The following is an 18,936-nucleotide window of genomic DNA, read 5'->3' on the forward strand; positions in this document are numbered from 1 at the left end:
ATCAACTGCGGTAGTCCCCGTTGATCTCGACGTAGCGCTTGGTCAGATCGCAGGTCCAGACGGTCGCCGACGCGCGTCCCGAGCCGACGTCGACGGTGATGTCGATCTCGGCGTTCTTCATATAGGCGCTCATCTTCGCCTCGTCGTAGTGCGGCGAGGGCGCGCCCTCGATCGCCGCCACATGAGGGCCGAAGCGAATGGCCAGACGGTCGCGGTCGACCGGCTCCTCGGTCTTCCCGACGGCCATCACCACCCGGCCCCAGTTGGCGTCCTCGCCGGCGAGCGCCGTCTTGACCAGCGGGCTGTCGGCGATCGACTTGGCCAGCTTGCGGGCCGAGGCGGGGCTGGCGGCGCCGTCGACGGTGATCTTGACGAATTTGGTCGCCCCTTCGCCGTCGCGGACCAGCTGATGGGCGAGGTCGAGCATCACCCGGTCGAGGGCGCGAGAGAAATCCTTCAGCCGCCGGTCGCCGACCCGGCCGATGCGCGGCGCGCCCGAGGCCCCGGTGGCGAACAGCAGGCAGGTGTCGTTGGTCGAGGTGTCGCCGTCGACGGTGACGCTGTTGAAGGTGGTGCGCACGTGCAGGCCCAGCATGGCGCGCAGCACGTTCGGATGGATGTCGGCGTCGGTGACGATGAAGGCCAGCATGGTGGCCATGTCCGGCGCGATCATGCCGGACCCCTTGGCGATGCCGGCGATGCGGACCCTGTGGCCGTCGATCTCGCACTCGGCGAAGGAGCCCTTGGGGAAGGTGTCGGTGGTCATGATGCCCTGCCCGGCGCGCAGCCAGGCGTCCGCGTCCAGACCGGCGTCGATTTCGTTCAGCCGCGCCGCGATCTTGCGGTCGTCGAGCACCACGCCGATGACGCCGGTCGAGGCCAGCATGACGTCGCGCTGGCGGCAGCCGAAGCGTTTGGCGACCTCGGAGGCGGTGCGGCGCGCCGCATCCGCTCCCGCCTTGCCGGTGAAGGCGTTGGCGCAGCCGGCGTTGACGACCAGCGCCCGAACGTCCGAGCCGCCGCGATCGGCGTCCAGATGCCTCCGGCACCAGTCCACCGGCGCGGAGCCGACCTTGTGGCGCGTGAACACGCCGGCGCAGGTCGTGCCCGGGGCGAAGCGGAAGACCACCAGATCGTCGCGGTCGTGCTTGTAGAAGCCGGCGCGGGCGGTGGCGATCTCCACGCCGGCGATGGGCGGCATGGCCGGGAAGGGCACGGCCAGGGGCGAGACCTGCAGCCCCGGCTTGCCGGGCGCGGCCGGGGCGGGTCGGGCCGGAGCGGTGGCGCGTTTCAGGGCCGTGGCCAGCGGGTCCAGCGCCTTCTCCAGCGCCTGTTCGATCTTCTGTCCGGTCGAGCCCCGGCCGCCCTCGAGCGCGCGGCTCATGAAGCCTTCGCCCGGGCGGGGGCGGCGGCCGGACGGACCGGGGCGGCGGCGGGCGCGGCCGCCGGGGGCGCGGCGGCAGCCGGCGCCGGGGCTACGGTCGGACCGGGCTGCGCAGCCGGCGCCGAGGCGGGCTCCGGCGAGGCGGCGTCGCCGTTCAGCAGCACCTCGACCTCGGCCTTGCCGCGCAGCTGTTCCAGCAGCTGGCGCACGCCCTCATAGGTCAGATAGCGGACGATCTGCGGCCGGGCCTGCTCCAGGGTCGGCGGCGTTTCCTTGCGGCGGTCCTCGACGCGCAGCACGGCCCAGCCGCCCTCGGTCTGGAACGGCCCGACGGTCGAGCCCGCCGGCTTGTCGCGCAGGGCGTTGGCGTAGGCCTCCGGCATGACGTCGAGGGTGCGATAGCCGAGGTCGCCGCCGGAATAGCGGGTGGCGTCGTCGATCGAGCTCTGGGCCGCCACGGCCTCGAAAGCCGCGCCCTGGGCCAGGATGCCGACGACCGCCTCGGCCTCCTCGCGCGTGCGCGACAGGATCAGGCGGGTGCGGATTTCCTCCGAGGTCTCCGCCAGGCGCAGCTGCTCCTGGTAGAGTTCGGCGACCTTGCGGTCGGTGATCTCGCCGTTGACGACCGTCTCGACCAGCATGTCGCCGAGAATGCGCTCGCGCGTCGCCGCCAGCCGCCTCTGGGCCAGGGCGGAGTTGTCCAGCCCGCGGCGCTCGGCCTCGCGGGCCAGCAGCTTCTGGTCGATGACCTCGTCCAGCACCCGGCGGAACAGGTCGGAGGTGACGTCGAGCGGCTCGCCCTCGCCGACCAGACCCTGGGCCACGGCCTCACGCTTGACGTCGGACGCCCAGATGGTCTCGTCCTGGACCTTGGCCACGGCGCGGTCGCCCGGCTCGGGCGGACGGTCGGAGCCGCCGCCCTGGCCGCAGGCGGCCACGGTCAGGACCGCCGCGAGCAGCGCCGGGAACAGGGCGCGGACCAGAATCCGGGACGGGATGAGGTTCATTTCGGGCGGACTCCGTCACGGGCGGCAAAGGCCCTCGCGTTGACAGGGATAAGGCCGGTGCTTAAGTCCCGCCTGCGCCCAAGTCGAGGGGTTTTCGAACGTTCGCGCGGCCCTTGCGCGCGCCTGAGACAGGCGCACCGGGCCGCCGCCGCCGAGGCCTCGCCCGGCGCATCATCGCCGCCGCTCCTTCGGGACCGTCCCAGTACCAGAGCCCCAGTCGCTCGCCCGCCTTCGGATCATTCATGCTCGGCATCGCCAAGAAGATTTTCGGCTCCTCCAATGACCGCAAGGTCAAGGACTTCATGGGCCGGGTGCAGAAGATCAACGCGCTCGAAGCGAAGTTCGCGGCCCTGTCGGACGACGAGCTGCGCATGATGACGGACACGTTCCGCGACCGGCTGGCGGCGGGCGAGACGCTGGACAAGCTGCTCAACGAGGCCTTCGCGGTCGCCCGCGAGGCCTCGAAGCGCGTCCTCGGCCAGCGTCAGTACGACGTCCAGCTGACCGGCGGCATGATCCTGCACGACGGCGGCATCGCCGAGATGCGGACCGGCGAGGGCAAGACCCTGGTCGCCGTGGCGCCAGTCTATCTCAACGCCCTGGCCGGCAAGGGCGTGCACGTCATCACCGTCAACGACTATCTGGCCAAGCGCGACGCCGAATGGATGGGGCGGGTGTACCGCTTCCTCGGGATGGACGTGGGCGTCATCGTCAACGGCCTGTCCTCGGGCCAGCGCCAGGCGGCCTATGCGGCCGACATCACCTACGGCACCAACAACGAGTTCGGCTTCGACTATCTGCGCGACAACCTGGTCTATGACCGGCGCGAGATGGTCCAGCGCCCGCACCATTTCGCCATCGTCGACGAGGTCGACTCCATCCTGATCGACGAGGCCCGCACCCCGCTGATCATCTCCGGCCCGACCGAGGACCGCTCGGACCTGTATCTGACGGTCGACGAGATCATCAAGGAGCTGATCCAGGACAAGTCGACCTTCGATCTCGACGAGAAGCAGCGCCAGGCCCTGCTGACCGAGGAAGGCTCCGAGAAGATCGAGGAGATCATGGAGGGCCGCGGCCTGTTCGCCGCCGACACCACCGGCCTCTACGACGCGGCCAACATCAGCCTGGTGCACCACATCAACCAGGCCCTGCGCGCCAACACCCTGTACCAGAAGGACAAGGACTACATCATCAAGGCCGGCGAGGTGATGCTCATCGACGAGTTCACCGGCCGCATGATGCAGGGCCGCCGCCTGTCCGAGGGCCTGCACCAGGCCATCGAGGCCAAGGAAGGCGTCAAGATCCAGCCCGAGAACCAGACCCTGGCCTCGGTCACCATCCAGAACTATTTCCGCCTCTACGAGAAGCTGTCCGGCATGACCGGCACGGCGGCCACCGAGGCCCAGGAATTCCTCGACATCTACAAGATGGATGTCCTCGAGGTGCCGACCAACCGCCCGGTCCGCCGCATCGACCACGACGACGAAATCTTCCGCACCGCGGCCGAGAAGAACCTCGCCATCGCCGCCATGATCGCGGAATGCCACGTCAAGGGGCAGCCGATCCTCGTCGGCACCGTCTCCATCGAGAAGTCGGAGGTCCTCTCCGAACTGCTCACGACCTACGAGTACGAGGTCACGGTCAAGACGCTGAAGCCGCAGCACCAGCACCTGCTGGAGAAGGTGGGCAGCGATGACGAGAAGGTCCGGCGCGAGGCCAAGAAGGCCTACCAGGCCCTCAAGGACGAGGACTTCGACATCGAGGTCAAGCGCGGCAAGGGCATTCCGCACAGCGTGCTGAACGCCCGCCAGCACGAGCAGGAAGCCTATATCGTCGCCGAGGCCGGCCTGCCCGGCGCTGTCACCATCGCCACCAACATGGCCGGCCGCGGCACCGACATCCAGCTGGGCGGCAACCTGGAAATGAAGCTGCAGAAGTGGCGCCTGGAGCAGCGCAACCTCGGCGTCGAGGTCACGCCGGAGATGGAAGCCGCCATCGAGACCGAGTTCAAGGCCGAGATCGCCGTGCAGAAGGCGAAATCGCTCGCCGCCGGCGGCCTGTTCGTGCTCGGCACCGAGCGCCACGAGAGCCGGCGCATCGACAACCAGCTGCGCGGCCGCACCGGCCGTCAGGGCGACCCCGGCACCTCGAAATTCTTCCTGTCCTGCGAGGACGACCTGCTGCGCATCTTCGCCGGCGACCGTCTGGACGCCATCATGCGCAGCTTCGGCGTGGCCGAGGGCGAGGCGATCAGCCACCCGTGGCTGAACCGGGCCGTCGAGACGGCCCAGAAGCGGGTCGAGCAGCGCAACTACGACATCCGCAAGAACCTGCTGAAGTACGACGACGTCGTGAACGACCAGCGCAAGGCCGTGTTCGAGCAGCGCCAGGAGTTCATGGACTCCGAGGACCTGTCAGAACTGGTCGCCGAGTTCCGCAACGACGTGATCTCCGACCTGATCGAGAAGCATATGCCGCCCAAGGCCTATGCCGAGCAGTGGGACATCGACGGCCTCGACGAGAAGGTGAAATCGCTTCTCGGCCTCGAGCTGCCGCTGCACGACTGGGCCGCCGAGGAAGGTGTCTCGAACGAGGAGATCGAGGAGCGGCTGATGGCCGCCGCCGACGCCCGCGCGGCCGAGCGGCTGGCTCTGATCGGGGCCGAGCAGACGCGCGGCCTTGAGAAGCAGTTCATGCTCCAGATGATCGACATGAACTGGCGCGAGCACCTGGTGCACCTCGACCACCTGCGCGGCGTCATCGGCCTGCGCGGCTACGGTCAGCGCGATCCGCTGAACGAGTACAAGGAAGAGGCCTTCAACCTCTTCGAGACGCTGCTCTACGAGCTGCGCCACAACGTCACCCGCTGGCTGATGACGGTCGAATTCCGCTTCGAGGCCCCGCCGCCGATGGAGCTGCCGGAGTTCCAGGAAATCCACCTGAACCCAGGCACCGGCGAGAACGAGATGGCCGACCCGATGGCCCAGCTGCCGGAGGGCGTGCTGCAGGGCGAGGATCGCGCCCGCCTTCCCGTCGGCGCCCTGCCGGTCAACTGGGAGCGCACGCCGCGCAACGCCGACTGCCCCTGCGGCTCGGGCCGCAAGTTCAAACACTGCCACGGCAGTCTGATCTAGCGGGCGCTCGCTGCTTGAGCGCGATGTGAGGGACCGCTATCGACCGTCGGTGGTGTTCGCCGACGGGAGACGCTGATGGCCGCTCGCAAGGACCTGTTCTCCCGCGCCCTGTCGCTGGACCCGGAGCGGCTGCATTTCGCCGCCCACAGCCATCACCTGTGGCCCGACGCCTCGTTCGACGGCCAGGTCGGGGCCTGGCTGGAGGCCAACAGGTTCGCCGACCGCAAATGGGACCGGATCTTCGACGAGGTCGTGCCGGAGGCCCAGGGCCACGTCGCCCGCGAGCTGAGCCTGCCGTCGCCGGACAGCGTGGTGTTCGCGCCCAACACCCATGAGCTGCTGCTGCGCATCGTCTCCGGGCTGGAGCGGAAACCGGTCCGCATCCTGTCCACCGACGGCGAATTCCATTCCTTCCGCCGCCAGTCCCAGCGCTGGGAGGAGGCGGGGGAAGCGGTGGTCACCCGGGTTCCCCTCGATCCGTTCGACAGCTTCGCCGATCGGTTCGTCGAGGCGGCGCGCGGCGGCGGGTTCGACCTGATCCTGATCAGCCAGGTGTTCTTCCGCACCGGTCAGCTGTTCGACCGCATCGAGGATCTGGCCGCCTTCGCCGACCCGGCCGGACCGTGGATCATCCTCGACGGTTACCACGGCTTCATGGCCGCGCCGACCGACCTGTCGGCGGTGGCGGACCGCCTCTTCTACGTCGCCGGCGGCTACAAATACGCCATGTCGGGCGAGGGCGTCTGCTTCCTTCACGCGCCGCCCGGATTCTGTCCGCGTCCGGTGATCACCGGCTGGTTCGCCGAGTTCGGCGATCTGGAAGGCCCGCCCGGCGGCGTCCAGTACCGGGCCGACGGCGGCCGCTTCTGGGGCGCGACCTTCGACGCCAGCGCCCTGTACCGCTTCAACGCCGTTCGCCGCATGCTGGACGAGGCGGGCCTTTCGACACGCGACATCGCCGCCCATGCGCAGGGCCTGATGCAGGGGTTCCAGGACGCCGTGACGGCGGGCGCAGCCGGGCGGCTGTCGGAGGCCCGGCTGATCAACCCCGTGGCGGGCGAGCGGGCCCGGGCGCGCTTCCTGGCCTTCCGCCACCCCGACGCCCAGGCGTGGCGGGCGCGGCTGCTGGCGGCCGATGTGATCGCCGATGTGCGCGACGACACCATCCGCTTCGGCTTCGGCCTCTATCAGGACGAGGCCGACGTCGCCCGCCTGGTCGAGGTCTGCAGACGGACGCTCTGAGCGCCGGTCAGAAGAAGGTCGTGTCTTCCGTGCGCTTCGCCTCCGGGGCCTTGCGCGGCGCCTGAGGCGCGGCCCGGCGAGCCGGCGCCGGCGCATTCCCGGGGACCGGCGCCGCGCCCGGTGGGGGCGCCGCCTGTCCGTCGGCGGGCGGGATCGGCGGCAGGGTCGGATAGGGCAGGCTCTCGGGGCTGCCGTCGCCGGGATAGGCCATCGGCGCCGGGACGCCGTCCGCCGCCACCGAAGGCGGCTCGACCCGATCGGGCGCATCGAGATCGTCGCGCACGAAGGCCCACGACCGGCTGTCCGAGCAGGCGCAGGCCTTCATATAGCCCTCGCGGTCGCGCCAGATGATCAGCGGGTAGCGGGTCTGCAGCCCCGCGCCGGCGAGGTTCTCGCTCAGGCTGGCGGCGAAGGCGCGCCCGGCGTCGACCACGGCGGTGCGGGCCAGGCTGCCGTCGGCGGCCGGGATGCCCGCGGCGGTCCAGTTGTTGGACGGGGTCGCGGTCCAGCGCTGGTACAGGGTCCAGTCCCGCGTCAGCCACAGCTCGGCCACGGTCGCCCGCTCCGCCGCCGTCGACTGGGCCAGTCCCTCGCGGTCGGCGCGGGCGAAGACGACGATGCGCACCTCGACGCCGGCGGCGCGCAGCTTGGGCGCCTCCTCGCGCTCGTAGCGCTGCATGGCCGCGGAATCGCGATAGCCGATGATGTAGAGCGGCTCGCCGCCGCCGCCGGCGGACAGCCACGACGACTCGTCCAGCAGCCTCTGGATGGCGGCCTGGTTCTGGGTCACGGTCACCGGCTGGAAGCGGGCGTAGAAATGCTGGTAGGCCCAGAAGCCGCCGATCGCGAGGATCAGACCCAACAGGGCCGCGAGAGCCGACCAGACGAAAAAGCGACGCATGCGGGGGAGCGCTCCAGCTTCACTGTTCAGACAGTTTAACGCCTAGCACCGAATTGCGATGCCGCGCACGCCGGAGAGGCGAACTCACCGCCCCTGGCGCTCGGCCACAGCCACTTCCCGACTGACAAGCGCCTGATAGCGCTGCTCGAAGGCGGTGGTCCGCTGGGCGAATTTGGTCAGCGACTCTGCGGTGTCGCCGCGGACAAGGGCGCGGCGCGCCTCGTCCAGCAGGGCGGCGGCGTCGTCCAGTTCCTTGAACATCGACCGGCGGATCGGCGCGACGCCGTCGCGCATGGCGGTCAGCCTGGCGTCGCTGAACTCGATAGCGCCTTCCCGTTCGATGGCGGCCATGCCCCGGGCGTTCTCGCCCGTCATGCAGGACACGGCGCGTTCCATGCCAACGCCCGCGGCCTCCAGCCGCACAAGGCCGACGATCCCGCGCTGGAAGTCCGCGAAGCCTTCGTAGAAGCAGGCCAGGCTGGTCACCTGGGCGAAGCCCGAACTGTCGGACGGCATCATCGGCAGTCGCGCCCGCAACATCAGCGACTGGCCTTCGATCACGGTGACCGAGCCCCTCATCAGCGCCCCGGCGGCCTGCTGAATCCGGGCCTCGTCGCCCGCCTCCAGCGCGTCGCCGAAATTTTCGACCGTGGCCAGCAAGCCGTCGACCTCGCCCGAAAACGCCGCGATGTCCGTGACCACCCGGTCGACCAGCCGCAACTCGACGGGTGCGTTTTCGCCCGCGATGCGCGGCAGGGCGTTCAGCCGCGCGACGATGCCCCTGATCTCGCGGCGCGAGGCGGCGAGGTCGCCGCGCATCCCGGCGATGGCGGCGCGCATCTCGTCGGCCGAGCGGGCCCCGGCGTAATCCGGGTCGCTCGAGACCTTGACGAGCAGGGCGGTGACCCGCTCCGCCGCGTCGGAGGCCTGGCGCATGTGCTCGTACGCCGCGTCGCCCTCCGCCTGGGGCACGATCACCTGCGCCGCGGTTGCGGACGGAGCGGCCAGCGCCGCCAGCGGGGCGAACCCCAAGGCCAGCGCGACGAGCGCCGGCGACAATTTACGCATGATCTTCCCCCCAGCTACCGGCGCAACCAGAACGCGCGCGGCGCGCCTGTCAAGGCCGCGGCGTCACTGCATCGTCGGGATGACGAAGCTGGAGTCCGCGTGCTCCAGTTCGCTGTCGGGCCAGCGGGCGGTGACGGTCTTGACCTTGGTCCAGAACTTCACGCCCTCCATGCCGTGCTGGTTGGTGTCGCCGAAGGCCGAGCGCTTCCAGCCGCCGAAGGTGTGGTAGGCCACCGGCACCGGGATCGGCACATTGATGCCGACCATGCCGACATTGACCCGGGCGGCGAAGTCGCGGGCGGCGCGGCCGTTCTGGGTGAAGATGGCGACGCCGTTGCCGTACTGGTGCTGCGACGGCAGGTGCAGTGCCTCCTCGAAGCTGGCGGCGCGGACGATCTGCAGCACCGGGCCGAAGATCTCCTCCTTGTAGGACTCCATCTGCGGCGTGACGTTGTCGAACAGCGACGGGCCCATGAAGTAGCCGTTCTCGTGGCCCTGCAGGCTGAAGTCGCGGCCGTCGACGACCAGTTCGGCGCCTTCCTGCACGCCCTTCTCGATCCAGCCGGCGATCTTCGCCCGGTGGGCCGCGGTGACGACGGGGCCGTAGTGGGCCTCCTTGTCGGTCGACACGCCGACCTTCAGGCGGGGGATTTCGGCGACCATCCGCTCGCGCAGTTCGTCGGCCGTCTGCTTGCCGACCGGCACCACCACCGGCAGGGCCATGCAGCGCTCGCCGGCCGAGCCGAAGGCCGCCCCCGACAGGTCCTTGATCACCTGGTCCATGTCGGCGTCGGGCAGGACGATGCCGTGGTTCTTGGCTCCGCCCATGGCCTGGACGCGTTTCCCGTGCTGGGCGCCCATCTGGTAGACGTAGTGGGCGATGTCCGAGCTGCCGACGAAGCTGACGGCGTGGACCGACGGATGGGTCAGGATGGCGTCGACGGCGGTCTTGTCGCCGTGGACCACGTTCAGCACCCCGGCCGGGGCGCCGGCCTCCATCATCAGTTCGCCCAGCCGCACCGGCAGGGACGGATCACGCTCCGACGGCTTGAGGATGAAGGTGTTGCCGACGGCGATGGCGACGCCGAACATCCACATCGGGATCATGGCCGGGAAGTTGAACGGGGTGATGCCCGCCACCACGCCCAGCGGCTGGCGCATCGAATAGACGTCGATGCCGGGGCCGGCGCCCCAGGTGTATTCGCCCTTCAGGGCGTGCGGGATGCCACAGGCGAACTCGATCACGTCGAGGCCGCGCGCCACGTCGCCGCGGGCGTCGGCGATGACCTTGCCGTGCTCGGCCGACAGCATTTCGGCCAGCTGGTCCATATTGGCCTCGACCAGGCGCTTGAACTCGAACATCACCCGCGCGCGGCGCTGCGGATTGGTCGAGGACCAGCCCTCGAAGGCGGCCTGCGCAGCCTGCACGGCCCGGTCCATCTCCGCCGCCGTGGCCAGCTGCACCCGCGCCTGCACCTCGCCGGTGTTCGGATTGAACACATCCGAGAAGCGGCCCGAGGCGCCGGTGAACGAGGCGCCGCCGATGAAGTGGTTGATCTCGCGCATGCTGAAGCGGGTCCTCGGCTGGTTTGTTGTGGTTGGCGGCGGTTTAGACCGATGATCCGGCCGGCGCCAGTGGCGGCCGGGACGACCGGGCGTGTCAGACCGACGCGTCGAACAGGGCGTCGCGCGCGACGTCGGCCTTCAGCATCGGGAAGAAATGCGTCCCGCCCTCGACGGTCTCGACCGAGACATGGGGCAGGCCGCGCGGCCGGTCGGGCACGCTGCAGGTCGATCCCGCCTCGCCCTTGAGGATGCGCACCGGCCGGTCGAGCCGCTTCAGCGCCCGCCACGGGTCGTGGCTCTGGGCGGCGTAGTTGGAGGCCTCCCAATCCGGCGGGCAGGCCAGGCGCAGGCCCTCGTCCGTCTCCACGAGGCCGTCGGTCAGATAGTCGGCCAGCATCATCTCGGGCCAGCCGCGGAAGGCGCCGCGTCCGCGATAGGCCGCCATGGCCTGCTCGCGGCTGTCGAATGCGGCGCGGCGCCGGCGGGCGTTCCTGACCAGCGGAATGCGCGAGGCCAGCCGGTCCAGCAGCGGCAGCTGGAAGGCCAGAACGGTCCAGCGCCGCCAGATCACCGGGTCGAGCAGCACCAGTTTCGAGGTCCGCTCCGGCCGTTCGGCCGCGGCCAGCAGCGCCGCCGTGCCGCCCATGGAATGGCCGGCCAGCACCGCCGGCGGGCCGTCCAGCGCGTCGAGCACGGCGATCAGGTCGTCACGGTGATCGATCCAGCCGCGCCGGCCCCCGGGATCGGCCGGCAGGGTGGTCAGGCCGTGGCCGCGCAGGTCGGGCGCCCAGATGCGCAGCGACCCCGACAGCGGCGCCAGCAGGCTGCGGTAGGTCATGGCGTTGAAGCCGTTGGCGTGGACGAAGATCAGGTCGACCGGCCGTTTGGCGTCGCCGAAGTCCAGCACGTTCATCTCGCCCGCGCCCCATCGGTTGTCCACCGGCAGGCTCAGGCGACGGGGCGGGGAGAGCCGGATCGCATCCATGCGGGCGAGATAGGCGCCGCCGCGCGCCCGCGCCAGACGAAGGCCGCGATCAGTCGGCGACGCGACAGGCGGGGCAGCGGCCATGGGCCTCGATGGTGGTGCGCTCGATGGCGTAGCCGGCGGCGTCGGCGGCCCGGCCGAGATCGCCGGCGACGGGCGAAGAGACCTCCTGCGTCGCTCCGCAGCAGTCGCAGATCAGGAAGGCCGCGGCGTGGTCGCGCGCGGCCGAACTGCAGGCGACATAGGCGCTGATCGAGGCGATGCGGTGGGCCAGGCCCTTGCGTTCGAGAAACTCGAGGGCGCGATAGACCGTCGGCGGCTTGGCCGGCTGACCGCCCTCGCCGAAGCGGGCGATCAGGTCGTAGGCCTTGACCGGTTCGCCCGCGCCCAGCAGCAGCTCCAGCACCCGGCTGCGGGCCGCCGTCATCCGCTCGCCCTCTGCCGTCAGGCGGGCCCCGGCCGCGCTCAGCGCGCTTTCGACCTCGGCCTCGCCGGGCGGACCGTCGTCGTGGTGATGCTGGCAGGCGTCGCCCATGGGTCACAGCTAATGGCTTGGCGGCCCAGCCGCAACGGCGGGGTTGACGCGCTGTGATGTTATTTCATAACACTCACGCCATGACCCTGCGCCCGACGCTCTCGCACGCCGCCCTCCTCCTCGCCGCCGCCGGATGTTCCGCTATCGCAGGAGCCGCCGCCGCGCAGGACCGGCCGCAGGAGCGCGACGTCATCGTCGAGGACGTGATCGTCACCGGCGCCCCGTTCGGCGTCACCGACCGCGCCAGCCTGCTGGCCGTCGATGTGCTGGATGAGGAGGCCCTGGCTGTCGCTCCCGCCGCCACGCTCGGCGATCTGGTCAATGGCATGCCGGGCGTGCGCAGCACCAGTTTCGCCCCGGGCGCCAGCCGGCCGGTGATCCGCGGCCTGTCCGGGCCGCGCGTGCAGGTGCTGACCAACGGTCTCGGCATGATCGACGCCAGCTCGGTCTCGCCTGACCACCAGGTGGCGGTCGATCCCGGCGAGGCGCGGCGCATCGAGATCGTGCGCGGGCCCTCGACCCTGGTGTTCGGCGGCTCGGCCATCGGCGGGGTGGTCAACATCATCGACGACCGCATCCCGGCCGAACGCGCCGAGGGGGTCGACGGCCATGTCTCGGCCCAGGCGTCGAGCGTCGATCACGGCTCCAGCTTCGGCGCCCGGCTGAAGGCCAACGCCGGTCCCCTGACCCTGACCCTCGACGGCTTCACCCGCGACTCCTCCGACTACGACGTCCCGGTGTTCCCGGAGTCTCGGGCGCTGCTGGACGAGGACGGCGAAACCGCCGGCGAGGACCGGAGCGTCCACAACACCTTCGTCAAGCTGGACCAGTATGGCGCCGGGGTGAGCTGGATCGGCTCGCGCGGCTTCATCGGCGTCTCGGTCAAGCACGTCGAGACCACCTATGGCGTCCCGGGGCATGCGCATGAGCCCGATCCGCTCGACCCCGACGCGGACGACGGCGTCTCCATCGGCCTCGAACAGACCCGCTACGACGTGCGCGGCGAGCTCGATTTCGCCGCCGGTCCGTTCAGCGCCGCCCGCCTGTCCGTCGGCGCCGCCGACTACGCCCATACCGAGTTCGAAGGCGACGCGGTCGGGACCCGCTTCTTCTCCGAGGGCGCCGAGGGCCGGTTCGAGCTGATCCAGCGCGAACGCAACGGCTGGCAGGGCGTGATCGGCGCCCAGTTGCTGGAGCGCACCTTCGACGCCGTCGGCGACGAGGCCTATGTGCCGCGCACCGAAATCGCCGAGCAGGGTCTCTACACCGTGCAGCGCTTCGATCGCGGCGGCCTCGGCTTCGAAGGCGGCCTGCGCCTCGACAACCGCTCGCTGGAAGGCGCCGCGGCGAAGCGCGACTTCTCCAACGTCTCCGCCTCGGCCGGCCTGTTCTTCCGCCCCGCCGCGCCCCTGTTCCTCGGCCTCAGCCTGGCCCGCAACGAACGCGCGCCCAGCGAGGTCGAGCTGTTCGCCGGGGGAGCCCACGTCGCCACCGGCGCCTTCGAGGTCGGCGATGTCGACCTGGGCGCCGAGGTGGCGACCTCGGTGGAGGCGACCGTGCATTTCGCGCGCGGTCCGGTCGAGTTCGACCTGCACGCCTACGCCGCCGACTACGACGGCTTCATCGACCTGCGGCCCACGGGCGTGGACGATCCCGACTCCGGCCTGCCGGTGTTCGAATACGTCCAGACCAACGGCCAATTCCGCGGCCTCGAGGCCGAGGCCGAGTATCGGCTGTGGGAGAGCGGCGACCGGAGCCTGACGATCACCGGGGCGGCCGACCGGGTCCGGGCAAAAACGGATCTCGGCCCGGCTGCGCGAATCCCGCCGTGGTCGGTCACGGCCGGCGTGGACTGGGCCTCGCGCCGCTTCGACGCCGGGCTGGAGGTGCGTCACGTCGGCGAACAGGACCGCACCGCCGCGTTCGAGCGCCCCACCGACAGCTACACCATGGTCAATCTGACCGGCGCCCTGCGGCCGTTCAGGGACCGCAACATCACCGTCTTCGCCGAAGCCTCCAACCTGACCGACGCCGAGGCGCGCGAACACGCCAGCTTCCAGAAGGACATCGCGCCGATGCCGGGGCGCAGCCTGCGGGCGGGAGTCACCTGGCGTTTCTGACCGCCTTGCACCGGGGAGGGGAGCCGCGTTTGCCGCCCGGCGCCGTCTGAGCTAGAAGCGCCCTTCCCTTTTTTCATCCAGAGCTCGTTTCGCGTCCATGACCGACACCACCGCCAACGCCGCCCCGCTCTCGGGCAATGTCCTGTTCTACGGCAAGCCGGAACCGCTCTCGGTCGAGGCGCACGGCAAGCTCGGCGTCGAGGGTGTCGATCAGCCCTATGCCTTCGTCGCCAAGACCAACATCGTGCCCCTGACGGTCACCGAGTTCGCGCCGGCCGCGCTGAGCTATCCGGTGATCTTCGTCGGCGAGGCGCGCCAGCCGGTCGCCGTCATGGGCCTGCGCCAGGATGAAAACCTGTTCGTCAGCGAGGCGGGGTCGTTCCGCCCCGAAGCCTACATCCCGGCCTACGTCCGCCGCTATCCGTTCGTCTTCGCCAACGACGACGTCCAGAAGCGCCTGATCCTGTGCATCGACCGCGACGCGCCCTTCATTAAGGAAGGCGGCGCCACCCCGCTGTTCAACGAGGGCCAGCCCTCGCAGTACACGCAGCAGGCGATGGAATTCTGCAACAATTTCGAGCAGGAGCGCCAGCGCACCGAAGCCTTCGTCAAGCTGCTGACCGACCTCGACCTGCTGGAGACCCGCGAGGCCGTGTTCACGCCGCGCAACCCCGACGGCAGCCCCGCCGCGCCGCAGAAGATCGCCGAATATTTCGCCGTCTCGGAAGACAAGCTGAAGGCCCTGCCGGCCGAGAAGCTCGTCGAGCTGCGCGACAACGGCGCGCTGGGCCAGATCTACGCCCACCTGGTGTCGCTGCTCGGCTGGGACCGCCTGATCGCCATGGCTTTCCAGAAGGCCGCCGAGGCCCAGGGCGTCGCCGGCAACGCCTAGGAAGGCGGCAGGCCGAAAGCATCAGGGCGGCCCGCTTCGGCGGGCCGCCCTTTCGCTATGCGCCATGGTCCTGCCGCCTGCCGCCTATCTGCGCGCCAGGAGCGCCCGGGTCAGACAGGAAAACACCAGCCGCCCCGCCTCGTCGAGCAGGTCGTGCTGGGCGATGACGATGCCCTTCTCGTCCCCGACCGGGTCCTTGCCCATGATTGTCAGCCGGCCGCGCATCAGCTCCCCCGACGGGGGATTGCGCATGTAGCGCAGCCCGTCGACGGCCAGCACCTTGGACTGGGCCCAGCCCGAGACCTTGTCGGCGAACAGCCGGCTCCACAGGGCGTAGACCATGGCGTCCGGCGCGCCGTAGGACACGTCCCAGCCCGGCGAGAACCGCTCGACGAAGACGTCCATAGCCGCGGCGTCGACCATGCAGGCGCCCAGCGGCACGACCTCGCCCACGGCCAGATCCTCGAAATGGACGTGGAGCGGTTCGCTCATCGATGGCCCCTCAGACCGCGGGCTCTTCGGAGACCCGGACCAGCAGCTTGCCGTCGTGGTCGCCGGTGAACAAGCGGTTCAGCGAATCCAAGGCGTTCTCCAGCCCATCGTCGACGTGGACCTTCCACTTCACCGCGCCGTCGTTCAGCCACGGCCCCATCTCGGCGGCCATCTCGCGGCCGCGGTGAGCGTAGTCGAGCACGAGGAAGCCCTGCACGCTCAGACGGTGGGTGATGATCCGCGCGAAATTCGGCGACGGCGGCGCCTTGGTGGCGTTGTAGGCCGAGATCAGGCCGCAGACCGCCATCCGTCCGTGGGTCTTCAGCCGGTTGAACACGGCGATCATGATGTCGCCGCCGACGTTCTCGAAATTGAGGTCGATGCCGTCCGGCGCGAGTCGGTCCAGCGCCTCGCCGACATCCTCGTTCTTGTAGTCGACGGCGGCGTCGAAACCGAGATCCTCCGTCAGCCAGCGGCATTTCTCCGGCCCGCCGGCGATGCCGATGACGCGGGCGCCGCGCGCCTTGGCCACCTGGCCGGCGATCGAGCCCACGGCCCCGGCTGCGGCCGAGATCACCAGCGTCTCGCCTTCCTTCGCCTTGAGCACGTCGGTGACGCCGAAATAGGCGGTCATACCGGTCATGCCGAGCACCGACAGATTGGCGGTCAGCGGCAGGCCCGGGGCGCGGTGGACCTGGCGCAGCTGCATCTCGGGCACGACCGCATAGTCGGCCCAGCCGCCCGACAGGGGGGTGACGATGTCGCCGGCGCGGAACCGGCTGGACCGGCTCTCCTCGACCACGCCCAGGGTCAGGCCGCGCATCACCCCGCCCAGCGGCACGGGCGGCAGATAGCCCTCGGCGTCGTTCATCCAGGTGCGGTTGGTGGGGTCCAGCGACAGATAGACGGTGCGGACCAGCACCTCGGACTCGTTCAGCGCCGGGACCGGCGCCTCGACCAGCTCCAGATCGCCGGGCTTGACCAGACCCCGCGGCCGCTGGCGCAGCACCCACTGCCGATTGACGCGAGCCATGATCTTCTCCGCAGGTTTTCTTTCAGGACGGGCCATCTTGACCGGGCGGTGCCGACTGTCCAGCGCGAGGCGAAGAAAAAGGCGGGCCGCAAAGGGCCCGCCTGAAGTGGCATCATCGAGAATGAGGCGCGGAGGCGACAGACTGGTTTTCACCAGTCTCAAGTCGGGGGGGCGTCGCCGCCTCCGCAGACCGATAACGGCGCGCCGGGCAGGCGGTTCCACCGCCCTGGAAGTTTTTTCGCTCAGGGGGCGAGCGCCGGAACGGCCGCGCTGGCCGGGGCGTTCATGGCGCATAGCGCAATCGCCGTCGGAGGCCCGCCATGACCCATGAATCTCCCCACGACAAGGCCGCGGACGCGGTCCACGAGGGCCGACCCGTCGAGGCCCAGTACGTGCGCGGCGGGCGCGGCGGCGTCCGCATCCTGACCCTGCTGCTGGTCTCGCTCGCCGCCGTGGCCATCCTGCTGCTCGGCATGTGGTTCGTCAGCCAGGGCGGTTTCGCCCAGACCAACGCCAACGACGGCGACCAGGCCGTCGACGCCGCCGCCTTCCAGGCCGACGCGGTGGAGATCCCTGCCGCCGACGCGCCGACCACGGCCACCGGCCAGCCCACCCGCCCGCCGACCGGCGAGGCCGCCAACGTCAATGCGCCGACCGTCTCGGCGGAGCCCACGACGGCCCCGGCAACCGCCCCGGCCCAATAGCCGCCGGCGCCCGGCCATGCAAAAAGCCCCGGTCCTGCGACCGGGGCTTTTCACGGTTCGGGGAGAAAGGTCAGGCCGCTTCGCGTTGCCGCGACGGGTGGAAGAACAGCGCCTGGCTGATCGCCGCCTTCACCGTCTCCGGCTGGAACGGCTTGGTGATCAGGAAGGTCGGCTCGGGCCGTTCGCCGGTCAGCAGCCGCTCGGGGAAGGCGGTGATGAAGATCACCGGCACGTCGATCCGCTTGAGGATGTCCTTGACCGCGTCGATGCCCGACGAGCCGTCGGCCAGCTGGATGTCGGCCAGCACCAGGCCCGGGCGGTGGCGGGCGACGGCGTCGACCGCCTCGTCATGGGTGGTGGCGGTGCCGGTGACGCGGTGGCCAAGCTCCTTCACCAGGCTTTCGATGTCGGCCGAGATGATCGCCTCGTCCTCGATGATCAGCACGTCGGTGGCCAGTTCGGCGTCGATGTCCGACTGGGCCTCGGCGATCAGCCGCTCGACGTCCATGGCGTCGGCGTCGAGGATCTGCGCGGCCTCGGACGGCGTGAAGCCTTCCAGGGCGGTCAGCAGGAAGGCCTGGCGCGAACGCGGGGCGATCTGCATCAGGCGGCGCGAGGCGTCGTCGCGCCCCTCCAGGCCGCTCTTGTCCTCCAGCTGGGCGCCGGTCGAGGCCCAGATGGCGTGGAACACATGATAGAGGGCGACCCGCGGGGTCATTTCGGGCGGCAACTGGCGCTCGCCCGCGGCCAGCGCTTCCAGCGCCACGCGGACGTAGTTGTCGCCGGTCGTCTGGTCGCCGGTCAAGGCGCGGGCGTAGCGGCGCACATAAGGCAGATGCGGCGCGAGACGGGCCAGCAGGCTCATGAAAATCTTCCCCGACAAAAAAGCGGTTCCGCTCGGAACTTGGAACCTAGGCAGGTCCGGTCAACGTATCAAATCGGTCACGGTTCCCGCCCGCAGACCAAAGCTTGAGCATTAATCGTACGTAACCTAGGAACCGTCCTCGGGCGCTGGCGTTTTCGGCAATCGCAGCAATAGCGTCAGGGTGGCGGCCGTTTATTCAATGACAGACAATTCGAACCCTTCCCGCAAGGCGGCGCCCCCGGGCGGGCCCGCAATGGAGGAAGCGCGCCTTCGTCAGCAGGCGATCGGGGTCAAACTCCGGCACATGTTCGACGAGGTCGTTAACGAACCGGTTCCGGACGAGTTCCTGGACATCCTTCGCCGGGCCGATGAGCGCTCGTCGGGCGGGAGCGGCGCATGAGCGGCGCCTCGACTCCGCCGCCCAAGCCTCCCTCCGCCGACGACAACGCCTTCAAGAGGGAGCTGGTCGCGCTGATCCCGCACCTGCGGGCGTTCGCGCGCACCCTGACCGGCGACCCGACGGCGGCCGACGACCTGGCCCAGGACGCCATGATGAAGGCCTGGGACGCCCGCGCCAGCTACCAGATGGGCACGAATATGAAGGCCTGGACCTTCATGATCCTGCGCAACCAGTTCTATTCCGAGAAGCGCCGCTCGTGGCGCCAGTCCCAGCTCGACCAGGAAGCCGCCGAGCGCACCCTGGTGGCGGTCGACGATCCGGAATCGCCGGTGGCTCTCGATGAACTGCGTCTCGCCCTGGCCACCCTGCCCGAGGAGCAGCGTGAGGCGCTGATTCTCGTCGGAGCGGGCGGCTTCGCCTACGAGGAGGCGGCCGAGATCTGCCAGTGCGCCGTCGGCACGGTGAAGAGCCGCGTCTCGCGCGCCCGCAAGGCGTTGCAGGCCACGCTCGAACGCGGCGGCTACGCCCGCGACGGTCGCGCCGCCGGCGACGCCATGCGCTCCATACTCGCCGACGCCGATCGCCTGAGCAGCGTTCGGGGCTGA

Annotated in this window: 17 protein-coding genes; 7 read left to right on the forward strand and 10 right to left on the reverse strand. The window is 70.0% G+C overall.

Translation table 11 applies throughout. The features are described from left to right. Position 1: 1 nt before the first annotated feature. Both argJ and VEA98_RS08920 read right to left on the reverse strand, forming a co-directional pair. A complete protein-coding gene (gene argJ, locus VEA98_RS08915; RefSeq protein WP_324813173.1) occupies positions 2-1,384 on the reverse strand; it encodes a bifunctional glutamate N-acetyltransferase/amino-acid acetyltransferase ArgJ in 1,383 nt (460 codons plus the stop codon). Continuing rightward, on the reverse strand, positions 1,381-2,391 hold the full coding sequence (locus VEA98_RS08920) for a peptidylprolyl isomerase (RefSeq protein ID WP_324813174.1): 1,011 nt from the start codon (positions 2,389-2,391) through the stop codon (positions 1,381-1,383). The genes argJ and VEA98_RS08920 overlap by 4 nt, the downstream gene beginning before the upstream one ends. Positions 2,392-2,633: 242 nt before the next feature. Here VEA98_RS08920 and secA point away from each other — a divergent pair, with 242 nt between their 5' ends. Together secA and VEA98_RS08930 are read left to right on the forward strand one after the other, a co-directional pair. Then, a complete protein-coding gene (gene secA / locus VEA98_RS08925; protein WP_324813176.1) occupies positions 2,634-5,528 on the forward strand; it encodes a preprotein translocase subunit SecA in 2,895 nt (964 codons plus the stop codon). A 75-nt stretch (positions 5,529-5,603) separates the two neighbouring features. After that, the gene (locus tag VEA98_RS08930) at positions 5,604-6,770 is read left to right on the forward strand and encodes an aminotransferase class V-fold PLP-dependent enzyme (RefSeq protein ID WP_324813178.1); all 1,167 of its coding nucleotides are present in this window, start codon (positions 5,604-5,606) and stop codon (positions 6,768-6,770) included. Positions 6,771-6,777: 7 nt separating this feature from the next. Here VEA98_RS08930 and VEA98_RS08935 read toward each other — a convergent pair whose 3' ends face one another. From VEA98_RS08935 to VEA98_RS08955, 5 genes are all read right to left on the reverse strand, one after another. Beyond that, positions 6,778-7,671, reverse strand: a complete 894-nt coding sequence (locus tag VEA98_RS08935; RefSeq protein WP_324813179.1) for a hypothetical protein — start codon at positions 7,669-7,671, stop codon at positions 6,778-6,780. 84 nt (positions 7,672-7,755) lie between these two features. Then, complete coding sequence (locus VEA98_RS08940; protein ID WP_324813181.1) at positions 7,756-8,739, reverse strand: hypothetical protein; 984 nt, start codon at positions 8,737-8,739, stop codon at positions 7,756-7,758. Positions 8,740-8,802: 63 nt separating this feature from the next. Continuing rightward, positions 8,803-10,305: a CoA-acylating methylmalonate-semialdehyde dehydrogenase gene (locus VEA98_RS08945; RefSeq protein ID WP_324813183.1), complete on the reverse strand. Its 1,503-nt coding sequence runs from the start codon at positions 10,303-10,305 to the stop codon at positions 8,803-8,805. Positions 10,306-10,399: 94 nt separating this feature from the next. Then, positions 10,400-11,290, reverse strand: a complete 891-nt coding sequence (locus VEA98_RS08950; RefSeq protein WP_324813641.1) for an alpha/beta hydrolase — start codon at positions 11,288-11,290, stop codon at positions 10,400-10,402. 49 nt (positions 11,291-11,339) lie between these two features. Continuing rightward, positions 11,340-11,825, reverse strand: a complete 486-nt coding sequence (locus VEA98_RS08955; RefSeq protein ID WP_324813185.1) for a Fur family transcriptional regulator — start codon at positions 11,823-11,825, stop codon at positions 11,340-11,342. Positions 11,826-11,905: 80 nt separating this feature from the next. Here VEA98_RS08955 and VEA98_RS08960 point away from each other — a divergent pair, with 80 nt between their 5' ends. Both VEA98_RS08960 and VEA98_RS08965 read left to right on the forward strand, forming a co-directional pair. Next, entirely contained in the window at positions 11,906-13,945 is a 2,040-nt protein-coding gene (locus VEA98_RS08960) for a TonB-dependent receptor domain-containing protein (RefSeq protein WP_324813187.1), read from the forward strand. A 97-nt stretch (positions 13,946-14,042) separates the two neighbouring features. Beyond that, the gene (locus VEA98_RS08965; RefSeq protein ID WP_324813189.1) at positions 14,043-14,837 is read left to right on the forward strand and encodes a SapC family protein; all 795 of its coding nucleotides are present in this window, start codon (positions 14,043-14,045) and stop codon (positions 14,835-14,837) included. An 84-nt stretch (positions 14,838-14,921) separates the two neighbouring features. On the opposite strand, the gene VEA98_RS08970 is transcribed toward VEA98_RS08965, so the two are convergent. Together VEA98_RS08970 and VEA98_RS08975 are read right to left on the reverse strand one after the other, a co-directional pair. Continuing rightward, positions 14,922-15,329, reverse strand: a complete 408-nt coding sequence (locus tag VEA98_RS08970; RefSeq protein ID WP_324813192.1) for an acyl dehydratase — start codon at positions 15,327-15,329, stop codon at positions 14,922-14,924. A gap of 10 nt (positions 15,330-15,339) precedes the next feature. Beyond that, entirely contained in the window at positions 15,340-16,362 is a 1,023-nt protein-coding gene (locus VEA98_RS08975) for an NADP-dependent oxidoreductase (RefSeq protein WP_324813194.1), read from the reverse strand. Between the two features lie 320 nt (positions 16,363-16,682). On the opposite strand from VEA98_RS08975, the gene VEA98_RS08980 reads away from it, so the two are divergent. Then, positions 16,683-17,066, forward strand: a complete 384-nt coding sequence (locus VEA98_RS08980; protein ID WP_324813196.1) for a hypothetical protein — start codon at positions 16,683-16,685, stop codon at positions 17,064-17,066. A 70-nt stretch (positions 17,067-17,136) separates the two neighbouring features. On the opposite strand, the gene VEA98_RS08985 is transcribed toward VEA98_RS08980, so the two are convergent. Continuing rightward, complete coding sequence (locus tag VEA98_RS08985) at positions 17,137-17,931, reverse strand: response regulator (RefSeq protein WP_324813198.1); 795 nt, start codon at positions 17,929-17,931, stop codon at positions 17,137-17,139. Between the two features lie 199 nt (positions 17,932-18,130). Between VEA98_RS08985 and VEA98_RS08990 the strand changes: the two genes are divergently transcribed. Together VEA98_RS08990 and VEA98_RS08995 are read left to right on the forward strand one after the other, a co-directional pair. Next, on the forward strand, positions 18,131-18,331 hold the full coding sequence (locus VEA98_RS08990) for a NepR family anti-sigma factor (protein ID WP_324813644.1): 201 nt from the start codon (positions 18,131-18,133) through the stop codon (positions 18,329-18,331). Further along, on the forward strand, positions 18,328-18,936 hold the full coding sequence (locus VEA98_RS08995; protein ID WP_324774601.1) for a sigma-70 family RNA polymerase sigma factor: 609 nt from the start codon (positions 18,328-18,330) through the stop codon (positions 18,934-18,936). Before VEA98_RS08990 ends, VEA98_RS08995 begins: the two co-directional genes overlap by 4 nt.

This window comes from Brevundimonas sp., from assembly GCF_035627055.1.
Taxonomy (GTDB): Bacteria; Pseudomonadota; Alphaproteobacteria; order Caulobacterales; family Caulobacteraceae; genus Brevundimonas.

Coding starts and splice junctions, on each gene's coding strand:
- argJ (WP_324813173.1), bottom strand. CDS start 1,384: ATGAGCCGCGCGCTCGAGGGCGGCCGGGGCTCGACCGGACAGAAGATC.
- VEA98_RS08920 (WP_324813174.1), bottom strand. CDS start 2,391: ATGAACCTCATCCCGTCCCGGATTCTGGTCCGCGCCCTGTTCCCGGCG.
- secA (WP_324813176.1), top strand. CDS start 2,634: ATGCTCGGCATCGCCAAGAAGATTTTCGGCTCCTCCAATGACCGCAAG.
- VEA98_RS08930 (WP_324813178.1), top strand. CDS start 5,604: ATGGCCGCTCGCAAGGACCTGTTCTCCCGCGCCCTGTCGCTGGACCCG.
- VEA98_RS08935 (WP_324813179.1), bottom strand. CDS start 7,671: ATGCGTCGCTTTTTCGTCTGGTCGGCTCTCGCGGCCCTGTTGGGTCTG.
- VEA98_RS08940 (WP_324813181.1), bottom strand. CDS start 8,739: ATGCGTAAATTGTCGCCGGCGCTCGTCGCGCTGGCCTTGGGGTTCGCC.
- VEA98_RS08945 (WP_324813183.1), bottom strand. CDS start 10,305: ATGCGCGAGATCAACCACTTCATCGGCGGCGCCTCGTTCACCGGCGCC.
- VEA98_RS08950 (WP_324813641.1), bottom strand. CDS start 11,290: ATGGATGCGATCCGGCTCTCCCCGCCCCGTCGCCTGAGCCTGCCGGTG.
- VEA98_RS08955 (WP_324813185.1), bottom strand. CDS start 11,825: ATGGGCGACGCCTGCCAGCATCACCACGACGACGGTCCGCCCGGCGAG.
- VEA98_RS08960 (WP_324813187.1), top strand. CDS start 11,906: ATGACCCTGCGCCCGACGCTCTCGCACGCCGCCCTCCTCCTCGCCGCC.
- VEA98_RS08965 (WP_324813189.1), top strand. CDS start 14,043: ATGACCGACACCACCGCCAACGCCGCCCCGCTCTCGGGCAATGTCCTG.
- VEA98_RS08970 (WP_324813192.1), bottom strand. CDS start 15,329: ATGAGCGAACCGCTCCACGTCCATTTCGAGGATCTGGCCGTGGGCGAG.
- VEA98_RS08975 (WP_324813194.1), bottom strand. CDS start 16,362: ATGGCTCGCGTCAATCGGCAGTGGGTGCTGCGCCAGCGGCCGCGGGGT.
- VEA98_RS08980 (WP_324813196.1), top strand. CDS start 16,683: ATGACCCATGAATCTCCCCACGACAAGGCCGCGGACGCGGTCCACGAG.
- VEA98_RS08985 (WP_324813198.1), bottom strand. CDS start 17,931: ATGAGCCTGCTGGCCCGTCTCGCGCCGCATCTGCCTTATGTGCGCCGC.
- VEA98_RS08990 (WP_324813644.1), top strand. CDS start 18,131: ATGACAGACAATTCGAACCCTTCCCGCAAGGCGGCGCCCCCGGGCGGG.
- VEA98_RS08995 (WP_324774601.1), top strand. CDS start 18,328: ATGAGCGGCGCCTCGACTCCGCCGCCCAAGCCTCCCTCCGCCGACGAC.